This is a genomic window from Serratia sp. SA088 (assembly GCF_049065515.1).
Classification (GTDB): domain Bacteria; phylum Pseudomonadota; class Gammaproteobacteria; order Enterobacterales; family Enterobacteriaceae; genus Serratia; species Serratia nematodiphila.
In genome coordinates, this window is the sequence record NZ_JBAKGW010000013.1 from 29,777 (window position 1) to 46,348 (window position 16,572).

Sequence of the window (16,572 nt, forward strand, 5' to 3'; positions counted from 1 at the left end):
AGTTGCCTCACAGCGAGCAGGACACGCAGCCCTGCACCTCGGTGCCTTCCAGCGCCATCTGGCGCAGGCGGATGTAGTAAATGGTCTTGATGCCTTTGCGCCAGGCGTAGATCTGCGCGCGGTTGATGTCGCGGGTAGTGGCGGTATCGCGGAAGAACAACGTCAGCGACAGCCCCTGATCGACGTGTTGCGTGGCGGCGGCATAGGTATCGATGATTTTCTCCGGGCCAATCTCGTAGGCATCCTGGTAATACGCCAGGTTGTCGTTGGTCATGTAAGGCGCCGGGTAGTAAACGCGGCCGATCTTGCCTTCCTTGCGGATCTCGATGCGCGAAACGATCGGATGAATGCTGGAGGTGGCGTTGTTGATGTACGAGATGGAGCCGGTCGGCGGCACCGCCTGCAGGTTCTGGTTGTACAGCCCGTGCATCATCACCGACTGGCGCAGCGCGCGCCACTCGTCGCGCCCCGGAATGGCGATACCGGCGGCGGCGAACAGTTCGCGCACCCGCTCGGTCTGCGGCAGCCAGTCGCGCTCGGTGTATTTGTCAAAGTACTCGCCGCTGGCATAGCGAGAGTGCTCAAAGCCGTCAAAGGCGCCGCCGCGCTCGATCGCCAGCCGGTTAGAGGCGCGGATGGCGTGATAGGCCACGGTATAGAAATAGAGATTGGTGAAGTCGATGCCTTCTTCCGAGCCGTAGAAGATACGCTCGCGCGCCAGGTAACCGTGCAGGTTCATCTGACCGAGACCGATGGCGCGGGCGCTGCGGTTGCCTTCGGCGATCGACGGCACCGAGCGGATGTCGCTCATGTCGGCCACCGCGGTCAGCGCACGGATCGCGGTCTCGATCGCTTTGCCGAAGTCCGGCGCGTCCATGGTTTTGGCGATGTTCAGCGAGCCGAGGTTGCAGGAGATGTCCTTGCCGATGCGATCGTAGCTCAGATCTTCATGATACGTACTGGCGCGGTTGACCTGCAGGATCTCCGAACACAGGTTGCTCATGTTGATGCGACCGGCGATCGGGTTCTCCCGGTTGACCGTGTCCTCGAACATGACATACGGGTAGCCGGATTCGAACTGGATCTCCGCCAGCACCTGGAAGAATTCGCGCGCGTTGATGCGCGACTTGCGGATGCGCTTGTCGTCCACCATCTCGCGGTACTTCTCGCTGACGGCAATCTCCGAAAACGGCACGCCATACACCCGTTCGACGTCGTAGGGCGAGAACAGGTACATCTCCTCGTTGTTCTTCGCCAACTCAAAGGTGATATCCGGGATCACCACCCCCAGCGACAGCGTTTTGATGCGGATCTTCTCGTCGGCGTTTTCCCGCTTGGTGTCGAGAAAACGCAGGATATCCGGGTGATGGGCGTTGAGATACACCGCGCCGGCTCCCTGGCGTGCGCCGAGCTGGTTGGCGTAGGAGAAGGCATCTTCGAGCATTTTCATGATCGGAATGACGCCGGAAGACTGGTTCTCGATGCGCTTGATCGGCGCGCCCACTTCGCGAATATTACTCAGCAGGAAGGCCACGCCGCCGCCGCGTTTCGACAGCTGCAGCGCGGAGTTCACCGCCCGGCCGATCGATTCCATATTGTCTTCGATGCGCAGCAGGAAGCAGGAGACCAGTTCGCCGCGCTGGCGTTTGCCGCAGTTGAGGAAGGTCGGCGTGGCCGGCTGGAAGCGGCCCGAAATCATCTCCTCCACCAGATCCTGCGCCAGGGCGGTATCGCCCGCCGCCAGCGTCATCGCCACCATGCACACCCGATCTTCGTAGCGTTCCAGATAGCGCTTGCCGTCGAAGGTTTTGAGCGTATAGCTGGTGTAGTACTTGAAGGCGCCGAGGAAGGTCTCGAAGCGGAATTTTTTGGCGTAGGCCTGCTGGAACAGCTGCTTGATAAACGGGAACTCGTACTGCGCCAGCACCTGCGGCTCGTAGTAACCTTCTTCCACCAGATAGCGCAGCTTTTCCTCCAGGTTATGGAAGAACACGGTGTTTTGGTTGACGTGCTGCAGGAAGTAGTGCCGCGCCGCCAGCCGATCCTTGTCGAACTGGATCCGGCCTTCCGCATCGTAAAGATTGAGCATCGCGTTGAGCGAATGGTAATCCAGCGCGCCCGTCTCGGGCCTGGTCAGTTCTGTCGTTGCCAAAATGCGGTTACTCCCTGTCTAACGTTTTCAACGTCTTGCGTAGTGCCGAGCAGCTCGAAGCGGTACAAGAAAGGCACCTGGCATTTTTTGGCGATGATGTCGCCGGCGATGCCGTACGCTGCGCCGAAGTTGGTGTTCCCGGCGGCGATGACGCCGCGCAGGTATGAACGGTTTTGCGGAACGTTGAGAAAGCGGATCACCTGGATCGGCACCGCGCCGATGGCGCTGCCGCCGCCATAGCTGGGCACGATCAAGATATAGGGCTGTTCCATCAGCAACTTGCTGCGGGCGCCGGCGATCGGAATGCGGATCGCCGGCAGGCCCAGTTTCTCAACGAATCGGTGGGTGTTCTCCGAACTGCTGGAGAAATAGACCAGCGGATTCATCGTCGAGCCTCAGCAGGTGAGCGCCAGCGCGCCGATTTTGTCCGGCCGGAAACCGGACCAGTGATCGTCACCGGCGATAATCACCGGAACCTGCTGATAACCTAATGATTTAACGTGGTTCAGCGCCTGCTGATCCTGGGTGAGATCGATCACCTGATAATCAATCCCCTGCTTATCAAATGCGCGATAGGTGGCGTTGCACTGGACACAGTCCGGCTTACTGTAAATAATAATGCTCATGATTCGCATTTACCTTTAGGCTGAAGGAAAGGCGGACAAGTCAGATAACGGAGCATCGTTCCTGGCGTTTCTGACGGCGTTATCAACCGAACGACATTCCCTGCGGTTGACCTATAAAATACTATATGTTGATATTTGTTTTATCAACCACGCTATATATGGTGTTTTGTGGGGTTGGGTGCGCAGACCGCGTCGGAGCTGGGAAGACGAGGGGAAAATTTTTTTGCGGATGGGAAATTCCCCCCTCTCAGAGAAGAGGGGGAGGCGAACGCATTATTGGCGCATGCTGACGGCCAGCCGGTTGAAGGCGTTCATGATGCTGATGGCGAAGGTCAGATCGGCGATCTCGGTATCGCTGAAGTGCGCTTTCAGCGCCTCAAAAGCGCTGTCCGGCGCGCCGGTGGCGGCGATCAGCGTCACCGACTCGGCCCATTCCAGCGCGGCGCGTTCGCGCTCGCTGAACTCATGGCTGACGCGCCAGCCCGCCAGCGTATCGAGTTTGGCGTGGCCGAAGCCGCTTTCGCGCAGCGCTTTGCCGTGCATGTCCAGGCAGTAGGCGCAGCCGTTGATCTGCGAAACGCGCATAAACATCAACTCGATGGTCGCTTTGTCCAGAGCGCCTTTCTCCAGCGCCATCAGCGCGCTCACCATATTTTTGTACGGGGCGGGCGCCAGCTCGGCATAGTTCAAACGTTGCTTAATCATGGTCAACCTCAATCGATAGTAACGAAATCATGCCGCTACTTTAGCGGCCTTATGGTCTATGCTATAGAGCCATAAAATGATTATTTAACCGGGCCATGATGCCACCGTTCCTGACTTCATTGCGGCTGGACAGCGGGCTCGCCGAACCGCTGTACCGGCAGATTTATCTGCGAATCAAAGACGCCATCGCCCAGGGCAACCTGGCGGCGGGCAGCCGGCTGCCTTCGGTGCGTGGGTTGGCGAGCGATCTTGGCGTGGCGCGCGCCACGGTGGAAAGCGCCTACGCGCAGCTGATCGCCGAAGGTTTTTTGCGGAGCCGGGGGCAGGCGGGCACCTATGTCTCGTCGCAGTTGCCGCCCATGCAGGGGGCGGCGTCCGCTGCACCGCCGCTGCCGGCGGTGGCGCCCGATCCGCTGCAGCCGCAGGGCATGCTGCAGCCTTTCCAACTGGGCGTGCCGGCGCTGGATGCGTTTCCACGTGCGCTGTGGCAGCGCATTGTCGCCCGCCAGCTGCGCGGTTCTACGGTGGCTTCCCTGGCGCTGCCGCCGGCCGGCGGCCTGCCTGAACTGCGTGAGGCGATCGCCCATTATCTGCATTTGTCGCGCGGCATCAGCTGCCAGCCGGAGCAGATTTTCCTCTGCGCCGGCTACCCGGCGCTGTTGGACTGGGTGGTGGAGACGTTGTTGCACGCCGGTGACGCGGTATGGATTGAAGATCCCGGTTATCCGGTTACGCGCCCGCTGCTGCGGGCCGCCGGCGTGAGGCCGGTCGCCGTGCCGGTGGATGAACAGGGCATGGACGTGGCCGCCGGGATCCTGACTGAGCCCGAGGCGCGGCTGGCGGTGGTCACGCCGACTCATCAGAGCCCGCTCGGCGTCTCGCTCAGCCTGGCGCGGCGGATGGCGCTGCTCGACTGGGCGCAGCAGCGCGGGGCCTGGATCCTCGAGGATGACTACGACAGCGAGTTTCGCTATCACGGGCGGCCGCTGCCGCCGCTGAAAAGCCTCGACGTTCAGGGGCGGGTGCTGTACGCCGGCACTTTCAGCAAAACGCTGTTCCCGGCGCTGCGCATGGCTTATTTGGTGGTGCCCGCCGGTCTGACGGCGGCATTCGCGCGCAGCAGCCGGCTGCGCGGCTGCGGCTGCCCACCGTTGCTGCAGGCAAGCGTGGCGGATTTTATCCGGCAAGGGCATTTCTACCGCCACCTGAAACGCATGCGGCCGCTGTACCGCCAGCGGCGCGAGTGGTTGACGCAGGCGCTGGAACGGCAGCTGGGGGCCTGGCTGACGGTGGTGCCGCAGCAGGGCGGCATTCAGCTGTTGGCTCGGCTGCATCACGGGCTGGCGGATGCGCCGTTGGCGGCGCAAGCGTGGCGGCAGGGGCTGGCGGCGCAGGCGTTGTCGGATTGGCAAATCGATCATCCGGCGGGGCAAGGGTTACTGTTGGGATTCGCCAATTTCAGCCGGCGAGAGGAGACGGAGCGGGCGGTGCAGGGGTTGGCGCAGCTGTTTAAACACGCAAATTAAACGGCCCGCGATTTCCGCGGGCCAGACGCACATCTGTTTTATCTTTATGACTGCAGGGGTGTTAACGCCGGGCCAGCAGCACGCCGAGCACGATGCCGACGGCGGCACCGATCCCTACGCCCTGCCAAGGTTTGTCACGCACATAGCTGTCGGCTTGATCGACCGCGTCGCGCGCATGCTGTGTCAGACTGGTGGAGCCATTGAACCGCGCCCGGGCGTCGCGCAGCACGCCTTTCGCCTTGCTGTGCAGCTCTTTCAGTTCCTCTTTGGTCTTGTCACCGGACTCGCGCAACACTTCATCCAGCGTATCTGCCAACAGAGTGACGTCCTGATCGATATCGCGTTCTGTTCTTTCCGCTTTCTTAAACATTCAGCTCTCCATTTCGACACATGTCTTTCAAGTGTAGACCATGCCGAGATTTGCGTGGCCGATCACGGAAAAAAACCGCCGTCACGCAGGTGTTTGCCGGCGCCTGGGCTTTGTACATTTGGTTACTCGGCGAAACCAATCACTCACGGAAGCGGCGGTTTGATTCCACTAGTATCTGTTTCAACGGCTCCACCGGGGCTTACCGAAACAACACTCTGAGGATTTAAAGATGAAAAAAGTATTAGCGCTGATCGTTGCTGCCACTATGGGTCTGTCTTCTGTTGCTTTCGCTGCTGATACTGCAGCTACTGCTCCGGCTACCACCACCGCGCCAACTGCGACCACCACCACCACTACCGCTGCGCCAGCGGCTGCTGCTGAAAAAGCGCCAGCTAAAGCAACGCACCACAAGAAAGCCAAGCACCACAAAAAAGCGCCAGCCCAGAAAGCTCAGGCCGCTAAAAAGCACCACAAAAAAGCGCCAGCTCAGAAAGCCCAGGCCGCTAAAAAACACCACAAAAAAGCCGGTAAAAAAGCGTAATTAAGTGATGTTTGCGGAACCGAAAGGTTCCGCACGCTCCAGTCCGTACTCCAGACACCCGGTTCTTCCGGGTGTCTTCTTTTGAGGCGACGAACGATGATCCAGCGCTATCTGTTTGAGGTCATTTTCAGCGCGGTAACCCTGTGCGGGGTGATCGTCGGTTGGGAACTGTTTTTGGCCGGCAGCTTTTTGTGATCATTGCGCCGCGGCGGTTTCATGCAAATGCCGCCAGCCGAGCGCGTTGCGCTGGCGTTCAAACACCACCGTGGAGTAGCGCAGCGTAGCGCTTTGTCCCGGCAGACTCTGTTTTTCCCGGTAGCTGACTACCGCGCCCGTCGGCCATTCGGCCACCAGCTTCATCTCTTCTATCTCGATTTCCAGTCCCGGTTTGGCGGCGCGATGCGCGCGGAAAAAAGCGCACAGCGCGGTGAAATCCAGCGGGGCGCCGTTCAGCGCGATCATGCTGAAATCCGGCGTAAAGCGCGCCAGCAGCGCCTGCTCTTCTCCGGCCCCTTTGCCCAGCCAGCGTTCAATGGCGATGTGGGCGTCGATCACTTCGGTAAAATACGGGTTCATAAAGCATCCTGTTGAGCGTTGAGTTGGCGCACGATGGCGCGGTTGGCGAGGCGCAGGCACAGCAGCAGCGGGATAAGTACGCTGGCGCCCGCCAGAATGAAGCAGGTGCGGTAAGCCGCCGCGGGCGGCAACACGGCCAGCAGCAGATTCAGCAGCAGGCTGAGCAGCGCCACGCCGAGGCAAAAACTGAGTTGGCGGTTGATGTTCCACAGCGCGCTGGCGTCCGCCAGCTGAGCGTCGGGGATCTGCAGGAACGCGCTGCTCTGCGCGGTGCTGCTGCACAGGCTGCCGCCGAACCCCATCAGGGCGAAGGCGGCGATCTGCAGCGCGTGCTGCCCGGCCTGATCGATCTGCGCCAGCGTCAGCATGCCGGCACCTTGCAGCAGGCAGCCGGCGATCAGCAGCGGCCGCGGGCCGAGGCGGTTAAAGGTTTTGCCGGTCAGCGTGATGGCCAGGAATGATGCCAGCGCCCAGGGCAGCATCAGGCCGCCAACCTGTGCGGCGGGCATCCCCAGCTGGTTTTGCAGATACAGCATTGCCACCAGGCTGACGCCGATGAACAGGCCGGGAATGCACAAATAAACCGTCATGGCGTTGCGCAGCAGCGGATCGCCGACCAGCCGCAGGTTCAGCAGCGGCTGCGGGGTGCGCAGGCTATGGCGCAAATAATAGGCCAGCACCAGCAGGCCGGCGGCCAGCAGCGCCGCGCCGGAAGCCTGATGGCCGGCCTCGCTCAGCCGGGTCAGGCCGAGCAGCAGCAGCGTCAGCGCCGCGCAGCCGCTCAGCAGCCCCGTGGCGTCGAGCGGTTTACGCGCCGCCGTCGGCGCTTCCGCGCGCAGCCACAGCGCCGCCAGCGCCAGGGCCAGAGCCGCCAGCGGCAGGTTGGCGAAAAACACCCAGCGCCAGTCCAACCGATCGACGAGCCAGCCGCCCAGCGCCGGTGACAGCGCCGGCGCCAGCAGCCCGACTAACATGATGGCCGCAGACAGCCCGGCGCGTTCATGGCTGCGATACAGCTGATAGGTCAGCGTCTGGCCGATGGGGATCAGCAAGCCGCCGCCCATGCCCTGCAGGGTGCGCCAGCCGATCAGCGCCCCGATGCTCTCGGCGTTGCCCGCGCCGAGGGTGGCCAGCATGAACAGCGCCAGCGAGAGCAGAAACACCCGCCGCCCGCCGATGCGCTGCGCCAGCCAGGCGCTGAGCGGGATCACCAGCGTCAGGCCGAGAATATAGCCGTTGCTGACCCACGCCAGTTGGCTGACCGACGCCCGCATCGCCTGGCCGATGGCGGGGTAGGCGACGTTGGCGATAAACATATTGATCAAATCGACGAAAAAGCCGAGCAGATAGACGATTGCCACTTTGCTGCGATAAGACATGGTGCCTCCGGTTGAAGGCGAGCAGTGTAGCGGGGGGAAAAGTGCGGATAAATCGGCGGCGGGCGATTACACTGTCAAAATTATTTTGACAATAAGGGCGGCGAAATGCTGAATTTGCAGCGCCTGGCGATCTTCGCGGCGGTGGTGGAGGCGGGCAGCTTTACCGCAGCGGCGGTGGCGCTGGGGCAAACCAAGGCGGTGGTGAGCTTTAACGTCAAGCAGCTGGAGAACGAACTGGGGGTTTCACTGCTGGCGCGCAGCACCCGCCGATTATCGCTGACCGATGCCGGCGAACGCTTCTACCAGCGCAGCCTGCAGTTGTTGCAGGAGGCGGAGAACGTGCTCGACGACGTGCGCCGCGATCATCACGGGCTGAGCGGCGTGCTGCGCATCACCAGCACGCCGGAGTACGGCGCGCAGGTGGTGGCGCCGGCGCTGGCGGCGTTTTCGCGCCAGCATCCGCGCCTGCGCATCCAGCATGTGTCTTCTTCTTATCATGCCGATCTGATCTCGGAGCGCTTCGACGTGGCGATCCGTCTGGGCCAGCTGGCGGATTCCAGCCACCGCGCGGCCTTGATCGACAGCTTCGCCATTTTTCCGGTGGCGGCGCCGGATTATCTGGCCGACCGGCCGATTCATTCGCTGACGGATCTGGCGCAGGCGCAGTGGATCGCCCACAGCCGGCTCAGTTCGCCGCTCAGCTGGCAGGTGGTCACGCCGCAGCGCGAAGCGGTGCTGTTCAAGGTGGCGGACGCTGCGACGCTCACCGGCGACAGCGCCGCCGCATTGCTGGCGTTCGCCCTGCATGGCGCCGGGGTGGCGCTGCTGCCGGCGTGGCTGGCGCAGCCCGAGATCGACGCCGGCAGGCTGCAGCGGTTGCTGCCGGATCACCGTTTCCCCGAGCAGAGCATCTATGCGCTCTACCCGAATACCCGTCATGTGCCGGAGAAGGTGCGGGCGTTTATCGATTTTCTGCGCGTGCGGGTGGCGGCAAACCGTTAGCGAAATAATAATTCGTTATCACTCTCTCATTTATCATCAAATCTCATCGGGGTATGCTGGAGGGCTTCGTCTACCCCGTCCGATGCGAGCCACCTTCGATGACCGCAGAAAATAACTTCCAGCTGAACCGACGCATTCTGTCCGTGGTGATGTTCACCTTCGTCTGCTACCTGACCATCGGCCTGCCGCTGGCGGTGTTGCCGGGGTTTGTGCATGACCACCTGGGCTACAACTCGGTGCTGGCGGGCCTTATCATCAGCGCGCAGTACTTCGCCACGCTGTTCAGCCGCCCGCACGCCGGGCGTTACGCCGATCAGCTGGGGCCGAAGAAGGTGGTGCTGTTCGGCCTGGCCTGCTGCGGCGCCAGCGGCCTGTTTTACGCGCTGGCGTTCGGCGTTGACGGCTGGCCATGGCTCAGCCTGCTGCTGCTGTGCGTGGGGCGGGTGTTTCTCGGCGTCGGCGAAAGCTTCGCCAGCACCGGTTCCACGCTGTGGGGCATCGGCCGGGTCGGGGCGATGCACACCGCACGGGTGATTTCCTGGAACGGCGTCGCCACCTACGGGGCGATGGCGGCCGGCGCGCCGCTCGGCGTGTACCTGAATCAGCAGTGGGGCTTGGCCGGAGTGGCGGCGCTGATCGTGCTGGCGGTCGCGGTGGCGCTGCTGTTGGCGAGCGGCAAGCCGGACGTCTCGATCACCGCCGGGCAACGCATCGCCTTTAGCGCGGTGTTCGGCCGCATCTGGGCCTATGGTCTCGGGCTGGCGATGGGCACCGTCGGCTTCGGCGTCATCGCCACGTTCATCACCCTTTACTACGCCGACAAGGGCTGGAGCGGCGCGGCGTTTTCGCTGACGCTGTTCAGCTGCGCCTTCGTCGGCATCCGCCTGATCTTCAGCAACGTCATCAACCGCCACGGCGGTCTGAAGGTGACGCTGGTGTCGTTTCTGGTCGAGATCGTCGGGCTGCTGTTGATCTGGCAGGCCGGTGAGCCCTGGATGGTGCAAACCGGCGCGTTGCTGGCCGGCGCCGGTTTCTCGCTGGTGTTCCCGGCGCTGGGCGTCGAGGCAGTGAAACAGGTGCCGCCGCAGAATCAGGGCACGGCGCTCGGCACCTATTCGGCGTTCCTCGACCTGGCGCTGGGCATCACCGGCCCGCTGGCCGGGCTGCTGATTGGGCAAGCGGGCGTGCCGTCGATCTATCTGGCGGCGGCGCTGCTGGTGGCGCTCGGGGTGTTGCTCACTCTGCGCCTGCTGCAGCGCAGCCGGCGCTGATTCAGGAATAGTCCGAAACCCGGATTCCTCCCCAGAAAATCATTGTTTCGGTGAATGATTACGGTAAGGTCGCTCAGCGGTCCAGAATGAGAGGAGGAATCGATGTATTTACGGCCGGATGAAGTGGCTAAAGTGTTGGAGAATACCGGCTTTGAGCGTGATTATGTCACCGATCAGGCCTATGGCTACCGCAAGGGTGCACACTACGTGTATGTGAATCGCGAAGCGCGGATGGGCAGAACCGCGTTGGTGATCCACCCGGCGTTGAAAGAGAGAAGCGTGCATTTCGCCACGCCAACCTCCCCGGTGCGCACCAGCGAGCAGTATCTGGAGTTTCCCCTGGATTTAAGCGGCGACGCCCCGAACCTGCGTTACGGCATCGCACACGGCTTCAGCTCGCGCGAAGCGCTGTCGCGCTACCTCTTCAGCATGTTCCTGTAATCGGTCCCCCGCCTTGGGGGACGCGATCAGCCGTGGGCCAACGCTTCGCGGTTGAAACGCTCATTGTAGGCGCGGCGGAACTGCGCCAGTTCAAACGCATCGATATCCAGCTCGGCGAAGTAAAACAGCGCCGCTTCGGTGTGCTCGGCGTGCAGCTCCGGCGATAGCCCGGCGCGCAGCAGCACGTCGCGCCACAGGGCAATCTGTTCGTCGTCCGCCTGTTTGATGAACGTCAGATAGATGAACAGCAGGTAAGCGGCCTGGTGCATCTCTTCGGTGTAGCCGTTGTTCAGCATGCGGATAAAGGTCTGGCTTTGGCGGCCGCCCATTTCCTGGATCATCGATTCGATCAGCATCGGTTTGACCCTCAGCAGATGGGCCAGCGAATCGATGGCTTTGCGGGTGTCGGACGTCAGAATGCGGTAACCGATAATAAATACGACGATCAGGGCGGCGAGGATGATCCAGGTCATTTAGGCTTTATTACACTCTCAATACGCCAGAAGAGGGAGAGGCGCTGTGCGACAGCGCCCGCTATCAATGCTGTTCGCCGCTGAAATTACCGACCGCGCTCTGCTGGCGCAGATGGTGGTTAAAGGTGGCCGCGTCTTTGGCCAACGCGTCGAGATGGGCGCCAAGCATTTTGATCTGCTTCACCAGCGCATGTTGTTCCGGCACCGAACTGGCGGTGCTCAGTTTGCGCGCCAGTTGTTCATTCTGCGCCCGCAGCGCGGCTTCGCGCTGTTTGGCTTCTTCCAGCAGTTGCTGCAGCGCCTGGTAGCTCTGCTGCCATTCGCGGTGTTGCCGTTCGAAGCTGCTCTGCAACTCATTCATCGCATTTTGAAACTGGATTTCCAGCTCGCGCATTGTCATGGGCTCGATCCTTTGCGGCACTCAATGATGGCTTAGCAGTATAGCGAAAACTGTTCGCAAGCTCACCCGTTGACGACAAATGAGACACATGCCGCTGACAATTCCCGGCTTGCAACCGTGGCAAGGCGTCTTACAATCGACCCCATTCCCGGCCGTAAAGGCTGCCGTTCAAGAGAGGTGGAACATGAGCGAGCAGGAAAAAGACTTTTTTGAACAGGCGATGGCGGACGTGGTGCCGCTGGCGAACGGGCGGCAGACGTTGCACCTCCGGCCGCAGGAGACGGTGGACAAAAGCGCGCGGCGCGAAGCACAGCGGCTGCGGCAGGAAAACTTCCTCAGCACCGATTTTCTCGAGGTGATCCCCTGCGAACAGCCGCTGGAGTTCAAAGGGGAAGGCATTCAGCAGGGCGTGCTGGACAAGCTGCGCAACGGGCGTTACCCGCCGCAGGCGTCGCTGAACCTGCTGCGTCAGCCGGTTGAAGCCAGCCGGCAGGCGCTGTTTCGCTTCATCGTGCAGGCGGAGGCGCAAAACCTGCGTTCGCTGCTGATCGTGCATGGCCGTGGGCGGCAGAACGACAGCCATCCGAATATCGTGCGCAGTTACGTCGCCAAATGGCTGGCGCAGTTTGAACAGGTGCAGGCGTTTTGCCGCGCCTTACCGCGCGACGGCGGCGAGGGCGCCTGCTACGTCACGCTGCGTAAATCGGCGCAGGCCAGGGCGGAAAACTTTGAGCGCCACGCCAAGCGCAGCCGTTGAAAGGATTGCCGAAATAAAATGGCCGGCGAATATCGCCGGCCATCGATGAATTATTTATTAAATATTTTATAGTCCAGCGAATAACGGCCGGCGCCGGTCACCGCCAGCAACAGCAAACCACCAATGATGCTGATGTTTTTAAAGAAGTTGATTTCGTTGCCCATCATTTCCATACCGGTCATTTTCCAGAATGGATGGCCGATAAACGCAGTGCCCAAAACATAGAGGGCGAAAATGACCGCGATAGGGCGAGTAAACAGGCCGAGAATAAGCGCGATGCCGAAAATAAACTCCACCACCACGGCAACGATCGCCGCCAAATAAGGCATCGGCGTGCCGTAACCTTCCATCGCCGTGACGGTCGCACCGAAGTTGACCAGTTTCATCCAACCGAAAATGATAAACAGAATCATCAGCAATATGCGGGACAGCAGAATTACGCCGTCTTTTGAGCTATCACCCATTTCGAACTCCTTAGCCACTGTCGGAATTATGTTGTCTTACTGTATAAAGATTAGAACAATTTACGTTTTTTTCTAGCGGCGACGGGCGGTTGCGCCACTTTTTTCGATGGGCGAGACGCGTGGTGAAGCCGGCGGTATTGCCTATACTTGACTCTGGAGCAAAAACAATAAAACAGGCAATGTGAGGCCATGATGGATGAGGAATTGACCGCCGCCGGTTACCGCCGTTATTCCGGTGATAAGATTGACGTTTATTTTAACAGTGCAGTTTGCCGCCATTCCGCCAACTGCGTGCATGGCAACGCGGCTATTTTTACCCTGAATCGCCGCCCGTGGATTATGCCGGACAATGCCGAGCCGGCCGAGGTGAAACGCGTTATCGACAGCTGCCCCAGCGGCGCACTTAAATATAGGGAGAAATCATATGGATCATAAAATCTTGGCAGACGACAAGCGTTTTTATATCAATGATGAGCAAGGCAAGCTGATCGCCGAGATCTCTTTCGTGCCGAGCGGCGACAAGCTGACCATTATCGATCACACCTGGGTGGATGAGTCATTGAAGGGGCAGGGCGTCGGCAAAAAGCTGGTGGCGCTGGTGGTGGAGAAAATGCGCGCTGAGCAGCGTAAAATCATTCCGCTGTGCCCGTTCGCCAAGCATGAGTTTGATACCACGCCAGCCTATCAGGACATTCGCGCCTGAGGCGATAACGGGGCGCGGCGCGCGCCCCGAGCGTTCAGCAGACGCCGAAATCGCCGTCTTCATGGTACAGCGCCACCTCGCTGGCCTGCACCTCCGTGCGCTGCTCTTTACCCAGTTCATTCCAGCTGCAAACCAGGGTTTCGCCGTCGATCGCCACCACGGTCATCTTTGGGCCGCCGGTGGTGCGTTGTACAAAATCACCGATATTGAATGCCATGCGTTCCTCTACAACAGATTAAACCTCACCTATTGATAACACAGAATGGCGCTACCGTTGGCAGATGTTTCGTTATGCATTAAATTATACAACGATTATCACCAGGGAGAGCAGGCTAACATGCCGGGATTATTGATGTTTTATGTGGGCGGTACGGCGCCGGGCGCCAATATTGAGTTGCACGACGTGCAGTTCGCGGCGGCGGATCGGCCGGATGAGGCGTATCCGCTGCTGCGCGAAAAGTGGTTCGGCGATAAGCGCAAGGTGCATGTCGACGGCTATGCGCGCATCGACTGGGCGGACGGTTACGACGTGAGCCTGGAGCCTGCGCCGTTCGCCGGTGAAGAGAAGCTGTTTTTCGTTAACGTGGGCGGTTACCGCAGCGATGAGCTGGCGGAACTGCACCAGTTCGGCCTGTTTGTGGCGCGCTCTGCCGGCGAGGCGAAAGACAAAGCCAAACGAGTGCTGCTGACCGATAGCGCGCAGCAGCACAAGGATGACCTGGCCGAGGTGGACGACTGCCTGCTGCTGCAGGCGCTGCAGGGTTATCACGTTCATCTGCGGGCCAACCCGCACGGCAAACCGGCCCGGCCGCTGTGGCAGGGGTATCTGCCGATCGGCGAACCCGCGTTATAACGCCGCCAGCGCCTGCAGCTGTTGCCGCAACCAGCGGCAGGCCTCCGGCCGGCCGTTCTTGCGGTGCAGGTAGATTTTAATCTGATACGGCGGCACCGGAAACGGCAGGGGGTGGATATCCAGCGCCGCCGCCTGCCGCAATTTTTGCGCGGCGTAGCGCGGCATGCTCATCACCAGTTCGCTGTCGGCGACGATGAACGGCGCTCCCAGCAGCGAAGGCGTGCGGATGGCGATATCGCGCTGCAGCCCCAGCTTATCGAGCTGGTAGTCAATGACGCCGCGCTGTTCGTTCCACGGCGTCACCACCAGATGGCGCGCCCGCAGATAGTTTTCCAGCGTCAGTTCGCCGTATTTTACGCTGAAGGCGGGTGAACAAATCGCCACATACTCATCCTCCAGCCAGCTCACCTCGTCGATCTCCGGGTAGCTTTCGCCGTCGGTTTCGGTAAAGCCCAGCGCGAAGTCGATGCGCCCCGCCAACAGATCGTTCAATGCCACCTTGCGCTCGGAATAGCGCAGCTGGAACGACAGCCCCGGCGCCAGGCGCTGCATCTGCGCCATCAGCGCGGGAAACACCGCGAAGGCGGTGTAATCGGTAATGGCGAAGGTGAAGCTCTCCCGGCTTTCGGCGGGAACGAAGCGCGGGCGCGGATGCAGCCCTTTGGCCAGCAGCGCCAGACTTTCGCTGACGGTCGGGGCCAGGCTGTCGGCATACACCGTCGGGTGCATGTCGTTGCCGACCCGGTAGAACAGCTCGTCCGCCAGCGCCTTACGCAGCCGGATCAGCGCGTGGCTCAGCGCCGACGCGCTGAGGGCCAGCTCCGCCGCGGCGCGCGTCACCGATCGCAGGCGATAGATCGCTTCGAACACCAGCAGCAGGTTGAGATCGAGGCGCTTCAAATCCAGATGCATGATATTCATTACCTGTTGATGAAAATGCAGTTCATACAGTATTTGAGGCGCGATATGCTGGCAAGCACAGTCATCAACACACTCAGGATTTGCCATGACCATCGAGATTTACCCGGCGCAAAAAAGCGACGCCAAACTGATTCTGGATATGATTATCGAGCTGGCGGTGTACGAAAAGGCGCGCGAGCAGGTGCTGGCCAGCGTGGAAGATATCGAACGCAGCCTGTTTGGGCCTGGCGCCTGTTCCGAAGCGCTGATTTGTACTGTGAACGGCGAGCCGGCGGGTTATGCGGTGTTCTTTATGAGTTACTCAACCTGGCTGGGTAAAAACGGCATCTATCTGGAAGACCTGTACGTGGCGCCGAAGCATCGCGGCGCGGGCGCCGGTAAAAAGTTGCTGCGGCACATCGCTCAGTTGGCGTGCGAGCGGCAGTGCGGCCGCCTGGAGTGGAGCGTGCTGGACTGGAACCAGCCGGCCATCGATTTTTACCTCAGCATCGGCGCGCAGCCGCAGGGCGAGTGGGTGCGCTATCGCATGGAGGGCGAGGCGCTGACGCACTTCGCGGCGCACGGGGCGGCGCTGCCGGCGCAATAGCCGTTGGGGGGAGGCGGCCTCCCCAACTGTGGTGGTGTGAACGGTTTACTGCGGGTGAATCAGATCAGAATCAGGCGGGTTTGCCGGCGGCGAGAATAAAGATCATCGGGCGTTCCTGCTCTTCGTCCAGCGCCGGGGTAGCGGCGATTTGCTGTGCGCTGGGGCCCCATTCGTTCAAATGCTGGATGATAAATCCTTGCTGCGCCAGCGGGTTGATATAGCTGCCGAGCGTGCGGTGCTGCTTGATGACGCCTTCCGCCAGCCAGTTGGAGACGCGCTGGCCTTCCCGCTGGTAGCCGTTGACCGGCCAGGATTTCTGCCCGTTGCCGTCGGTCAGCCAGCCCTGCTGCGCAGGGGCGGTGTAGATCGGGTGCTCGGCGGTGAAGATGAACTGCCCGCCGGGTTTCAGCGCGGCATACACCGTGGCGAACAGGGCGGCCAGATCCTCGAGGTAGTGCAGCGTCAGCGAGCTGTAGACCAGATCGTAACTTTCCGGCGGCAGCTGCAGCTGCGCCAAATCCTGCCGACGGTACTCGATGCCCGCGTCGGCGGTCATCTCCCGCGCCTTGGCCAGCATCTTTTCCGAGACGTCCAATCCCAGCACGTCGGCGGCGCCCTGTTCGCGCGCGCTGCGGCAAAACCAGCCGTAGCCGCAGCCGAGATCGACCACGCTTTTGCCCTGCAAATCCGGCAGGATGCGGCGGATGGCGGCCCATTCCGGCGCGCCGTCCAGGCCGTGCTGCGAGCGGCTGAGCTGCGCATAGCCGTCGAAGAAAGCCTGATTGTCATAGATGTTTTGCGTCATGATGACTCCTTAGTGAATGAC

At 61.0% G+C, this 16,572-nt stretch carries 23 protein-coding genes; 10 read left to right on the forward strand and 13 right to left on the reverse strand.

From position 1 onward, the window contains the following. Positions 1–7: 7 nt before the first annotated feature. The 4 genes from nrdE to ACOWVD_RS23645 all read right to left on the reverse strand — a co-directional run bounded on the left by nrdE (position 8) and on the right by ACOWVD_RS23645 (position 3,483). Positions 8–2,152: a class 1b ribonucleoside-diphosphate reductase subunit alpha gene (gene nrdE / locus ACOWVD_RS23630; protein WP_015378866.1), complete on the reverse strand. Its 2,145-nt coding sequence runs from the start codon at positions 2,150–2,152 to the stop codon at positions 8–10. Beyond that, on the reverse strand, positions 2,134–2,538 hold the full coding sequence (gene nrdI / locus ACOWVD_RS23635) for a class Ib ribonucleoside-diphosphate reductase assembly flavoprotein NrdI (protein WP_197799353.1): 405 nt from the start codon (positions 2,536–2,538) through the stop codon (positions 2,134–2,136). The genes nrdE and nrdI overlap by 19 nt, the downstream gene beginning before the upstream one ends. 9 nt (positions 2,539–2,547) lie before the next feature. Continuing rightward, positions 2,548–2,778 carry a glutaredoxin-like protein NrdH gene (gene nrdH, locus ACOWVD_RS23640; RefSeq protein WP_004928934.1) on the reverse strand — a complete coding sequence of 77 codons (231 nt, stop codon included), beginning with the start codon at positions 2,776–2,778 and terminating at the stop codon, positions 2,548–2,550. Positions 2,779–3,051: 273 nt separating this feature from the next. Then, positions 3,052–3,483, reverse strand: a complete 432-nt coding sequence (locus ACOWVD_RS23645; RefSeq protein ID WP_049242302.1) for a carboxymuconolactone decarboxylase family protein — start codon at positions 3,481–3,483, stop codon at positions 3,052–3,054. A gap of 95 nt (positions 3,484–3,578) precedes the next feature. On the opposite strand from ACOWVD_RS23645, the gene ACOWVD_RS23650 reads away from it, so the two are divergent. Then, positions 3,579–5,009 carry a PLP-dependent aminotransferase family protein gene (locus ACOWVD_RS23650; protein ID WP_049242300.1) on the forward strand — a complete coding sequence of 477 codons (1,431 nt, stop codon included), beginning with the start codon at positions 3,579–3,581 and terminating at the stop codon, positions 5,007–5,009. A gap of 61 nt (positions 5,010–5,070) precedes the next feature. Here ACOWVD_RS23650 and ACOWVD_RS23655 read toward each other — a convergent pair whose 3' ends face one another. After that, positions 5,071–5,379 carry a DUF883 family protein gene (locus ACOWVD_RS23655; protein ID WP_004928950.1) on the reverse strand — a complete coding sequence of 103 codons (309 nt, stop codon included), beginning with the start codon at positions 5,377–5,379 and terminating at the stop codon, positions 5,071–5,073. A 229-nt stretch (positions 5,380–5,608) separates the two neighbouring features. Between ACOWVD_RS23655 and asr the strand changes: the two genes are divergently transcribed. Then, entirely contained in the window at positions 5,609–5,920 is a 312-nt protein-coding gene (gene asr / locus ACOWVD_RS23660) for an acid resistance repetitive basic protein Asr (protein WP_421105797.1), read from the forward strand. Between the two features lie 195 nt (positions 5,921–6,115). Here the strand turns inward: asr and ACOWVD_RS23665 are convergent, their stop codons facing one another. After that, on the reverse strand, positions 6,116–6,496 hold the full coding sequence (locus ACOWVD_RS23665; RefSeq protein ID WP_171404257.1) for a DUF4440 domain-containing protein: 381 nt from the start codon (positions 6,494–6,496) through the stop codon (positions 6,116–6,118). Next, the gene (locus tag ACOWVD_RS23670) at positions 6,493–7,875 is read right to left on the reverse strand and encodes an MFS transporter (RefSeq protein WP_049242296.1); all 1,383 of its coding nucleotides are present in this window, start codon (positions 7,873–7,875) and stop codon (positions 6,493–6,495) included. Before ACOWVD_RS23670 ends, ACOWVD_RS23665 begins: the two co-directional genes overlap by 4 nt. 105 nt (positions 7,876–7,980) lie before the next feature. Between ACOWVD_RS23670 and ACOWVD_RS23675 the strand changes: the two genes are divergently transcribed. From ACOWVD_RS23675 to ACOWVD_RS23685, 3 genes are all read left to right on the forward strand, one after another. Then, positions 7,981–8,877, forward strand: coding sequence for a LysR family transcriptional regulator (locus ACOWVD_RS23675; RefSeq protein ID WP_049242294.1), 897 nt, complete (start codon positions 7,981–7,983; stop codon positions 8,875–8,877). A 98-nt stretch (positions 8,878–8,975) separates the two neighbouring features. Next, a complete protein-coding gene (locus ACOWVD_RS23680; RefSeq protein WP_049242291.1) occupies positions 8,976–10,148 on the forward strand; it encodes an MFS transporter in 1,173 nt (390 codons plus the stop codon). A 102-nt stretch (positions 10,149–10,250) separates the two neighbouring features. After that, on the forward strand, positions 10,251–10,589 hold the full coding sequence (locus ACOWVD_RS23685; RefSeq protein WP_038872785.1) for a DUF2002 family protein: 339 nt from the start codon (positions 10,251–10,253) through the stop codon (positions 10,587–10,589). A gap of 26 nt (positions 10,590–10,615) precedes the next feature. Here ACOWVD_RS23685 and ACOWVD_RS23690 read toward each other — a convergent pair whose 3' ends face one another. Both ACOWVD_RS23690 and ACOWVD_RS23695 read right to left on the reverse strand, forming a co-directional pair. Then, complete coding sequence (locus tag ACOWVD_RS23690) at positions 10,616–11,062, reverse strand: DUF1198 family protein (protein ID WP_025303978.1); 447 nt, start codon at positions 11,060–11,062, stop codon at positions 10,616–10,618. 64 nt (positions 11,063–11,126) lie between these two features. After that, on the reverse strand, positions 11,127–11,462 hold the full coding sequence (locus ACOWVD_RS23695; protein WP_004928976.1) for an MbeD/MobD family mobilization/exclusion protein: 336 nt from the start codon (positions 11,460–11,462) through the stop codon (positions 11,127–11,129). Between the two features lie 184 nt (positions 11,463–11,646). On the opposite strand from ACOWVD_RS23695, the gene smrA reads away from it, so the two are divergent. Continuing rightward, positions 11,647–12,219, forward strand: coding sequence for a DNA endonuclease SmrA (gene smrA, locus ACOWVD_RS23700; RefSeq protein ID WP_015378857.1), 573 nt, complete (start codon positions 11,647–11,649; stop codon positions 12,217–12,219). Between the two features lie 50 nt (positions 12,220–12,269). Here smrA and ACOWVD_RS23705 read toward each other — a convergent pair whose 3' ends face one another. Beyond that, positions 12,270–12,683: a DoxX family protein gene (locus ACOWVD_RS23705; RefSeq protein WP_004928980.1), complete on the reverse strand. Its 414-nt coding sequence runs from the start codon at positions 12,681–12,683 to the stop codon at positions 12,270–12,272. Between the two features lie 192 nt (positions 12,684–12,875). Here ACOWVD_RS23705 and ACOWVD_RS23710 point away from each other — a divergent pair, with 192 nt between their 5' ends. Together ACOWVD_RS23710 and ACOWVD_RS23715 are read left to right on the forward strand one after the other, a co-directional pair. Beyond that, on the forward strand, positions 12,876–13,118 hold the full coding sequence (locus ACOWVD_RS23710) for a (4Fe-4S)-binding protein (protein ID WP_004928981.1): 243 nt from the start codon (positions 12,876–12,878) through the stop codon (positions 13,116–13,118). Beyond that, positions 13,108–13,386 (forward strand): GNAT family N-acetyltransferase, encoded by a 279-nt coding sequence (locus tag ACOWVD_RS23715; RefSeq protein WP_004928983.1) that lies wholly within the window; start codon positions 13,108–13,110, stop codon positions 13,384–13,386. Before ACOWVD_RS23710 ends, ACOWVD_RS23715 begins: the two co-directional genes overlap by 11 nt. A gap of 34 nt (positions 13,387–13,420) precedes the next feature. Here the strand turns inward: ACOWVD_RS23715 and ACOWVD_RS23720 are convergent, their stop codons facing one another. Then, a complete protein-coding gene (locus tag ACOWVD_RS23720; RefSeq protein ID WP_015378856.1) occupies positions 13,421–13,603 on the reverse strand; it encodes a YodC family protein in 183 nt (60 codons plus the stop codon). A gap of 120 nt (positions 13,604–13,723) precedes the next feature. Here ACOWVD_RS23720 and ACOWVD_RS23725 point away from each other — a divergent pair, with 120 nt between their 5' ends. Beyond that, on the forward strand, positions 13,724–14,239 hold the full coding sequence (locus tag ACOWVD_RS23725) for a DUF1543 domain-containing protein (protein WP_049242290.1): 516 nt from the start codon (positions 13,724–13,726) through the stop codon (positions 14,237–14,239). Here the strand turns inward: ACOWVD_RS23725 and ACOWVD_RS23730 are convergent. Beyond that, positions 14,234–15,160, reverse strand: a complete 927-nt coding sequence (locus ACOWVD_RS23730; protein ID WP_033632290.1) for a LysR substrate-binding domain-containing protein — start codon at positions 15,158–15,160, stop codon at positions 14,234–14,236. The two genes, ACOWVD_RS23725 and ACOWVD_RS23730, sit on opposite strands and share 6 nt — an antisense overlap. Before the next feature lie 85 nt (positions 15,161–15,245). Between ACOWVD_RS23730 and ACOWVD_RS23735 the strand changes: the two genes are divergently transcribed. Continuing rightward, on the forward strand, positions 15,246–15,746 hold the full coding sequence (locus ACOWVD_RS23735) for a GNAT family N-acetyltransferase (protein WP_025303970.1): 501 nt from the start codon (positions 15,246–15,248) through the stop codon (positions 15,744–15,746). Between the two features lie 70 nt (positions 15,747–15,816). On the opposite strand, the gene ACOWVD_RS23740 is transcribed toward ACOWVD_RS23735, so the two are convergent. After that, positions 15,817–16,551, reverse strand: coding sequence for a class I SAM-dependent methyltransferase (locus ACOWVD_RS23740; RefSeq protein ID WP_342135023.1), 735 nt, complete (start codon positions 16,549–16,551; stop codon positions 15,817–15,819). Positions 16,552–16,572 lie beyond the last annotated feature (21 nt).

Coding starts and splice junctions, on each gene's coding strand:
- nrdI (WP_197799353.1), bottom strand. CDS start 2,538: ATGAATCCGCTGGTCTATTTCTCCAGCAGTTCGGAGAACACCCACCGA.
- nrdH (WP_004928934.1), bottom strand. CDS start 2,778: ATGAGCATTATTATTTACAGTAAGCCGGACTGTGTCCAGTGCAACGCC.
- ACOWVD_RS23645 (WP_049242302.1), bottom strand. CDS start 3,483: ATGATTAAGCAACGTTTGAACTATGCCGAGCTGGCGCCCGCCCCGTAC.
- ACOWVD_RS23650 (WP_049242300.1), top strand. CDS start 3,579: ATGATGCCACCGTTCCTGACTTCATTGCGGCTGGACAGCGGGCTCGCC.
- ACOWVD_RS23655 (WP_004928950.1), bottom strand. CDS start 5,379: ATGTTTAAGAAAGCGGAAAGAACAGAACGCGATATCGATCAGGACGTC.
- asr (WP_421105797.1), top strand. CDS start 5,609: ATGAAAAAAGTATTAGCGCTGATCGTTGCTGCCACTATGGGTCTGTCT.
- ACOWVD_RS23665 (WP_171404257.1), bottom strand. CDS start 6,496: ATGAACCCGTATTTTACCGAAGTGATCGACGCCCACATCGCCATTGAA.
- ACOWVD_RS23670 (WP_049242296.1), bottom strand. CDS start 7,875: ATGTCTTATCGCAGCAAAGTGGCAATCGTCTATCTGCTCGGCTTTTTC.
- ACOWVD_RS23675 (WP_049242294.1), top strand. CDS start 7,981: ATGCTGAATTTGCAGCGCCTGGCGATCTTCGCGGCGGTGGTGGAGGCG.
- ACOWVD_RS23680 (WP_049242291.1), top strand. CDS start 8,976: ATGACCGCAGAAAATAACTTCCAGCTGAACCGACGCATTCTGTCCGTG.
- ACOWVD_RS23685 (WP_038872785.1), top strand. CDS start 10,251: ATGTATTTACGGCCGGATGAAGTGGCTAAAGTGTTGGAGAATACCGGC.
- ACOWVD_RS23690 (WP_025303978.1), bottom strand. CDS start 11,062: ATGACCTGGATCATCCTCGCCGCCCTGATCGTCGTATTTATTATCGGT.
- ACOWVD_RS23695 (WP_004928976.1), bottom strand. CDS start 11,462: ATGACAATGCGCGAGCTGGAAATCCAGTTTCAAAATGCGATGAATGAG.
- smrA (WP_015378857.1), top strand. CDS start 11,647: ATGAGCGAGCAGGAAAAAGACTTTTTTGAACAGGCGATGGCGGACGTG.
- ACOWVD_RS23705 (WP_004928980.1), bottom strand. CDS start 12,683: ATGGGTGATAGCTCAAAAGACGGCGTAATTCTGCTGTCCCGCATATTG.
- ACOWVD_RS23710 (WP_004928981.1), top strand. CDS start 12,876: ATGGATGAGGAATTGACCGCCGCCGGTTACCGCCGTTATTCCGGTGAT.
- ACOWVD_RS23715 (WP_004928983.1), top strand. CDS start 13,108: ATGGATCATAAAATCTTGGCAGACGACAAGCGTTTTTATATCAATGAT.
- ACOWVD_RS23720 (WP_015378856.1), bottom strand. CDS start 13,603: ATGGCATTCAATATCGGTGATTTTGTACAACGCACCACCGGCGGCCCA.
- ACOWVD_RS23725 (WP_049242290.1), top strand. CDS start 13,724: ATGCCGGGATTATTGATGTTTTATGTGGGCGGTACGGCGCCGGGCGCC.
- ACOWVD_RS23730 (WP_033632290.1), bottom strand. CDS start 15,160: ATGAATATCATGCATCTGGATTTGAAGCGCCTCGATCTCAACCTGCTG.
- ACOWVD_RS23735 (WP_025303970.1), top strand. CDS start 15,246: ATGACCATCGAGATTTACCCGGCGCAAAAAAGCGACGCCAAACTGATT.
- ACOWVD_RS23740 (WP_342135023.1), bottom strand. CDS start 16,551: ATGACGCAAAACATCTATGACAATCAGGCTTTCTTCGACGGCTATGCG.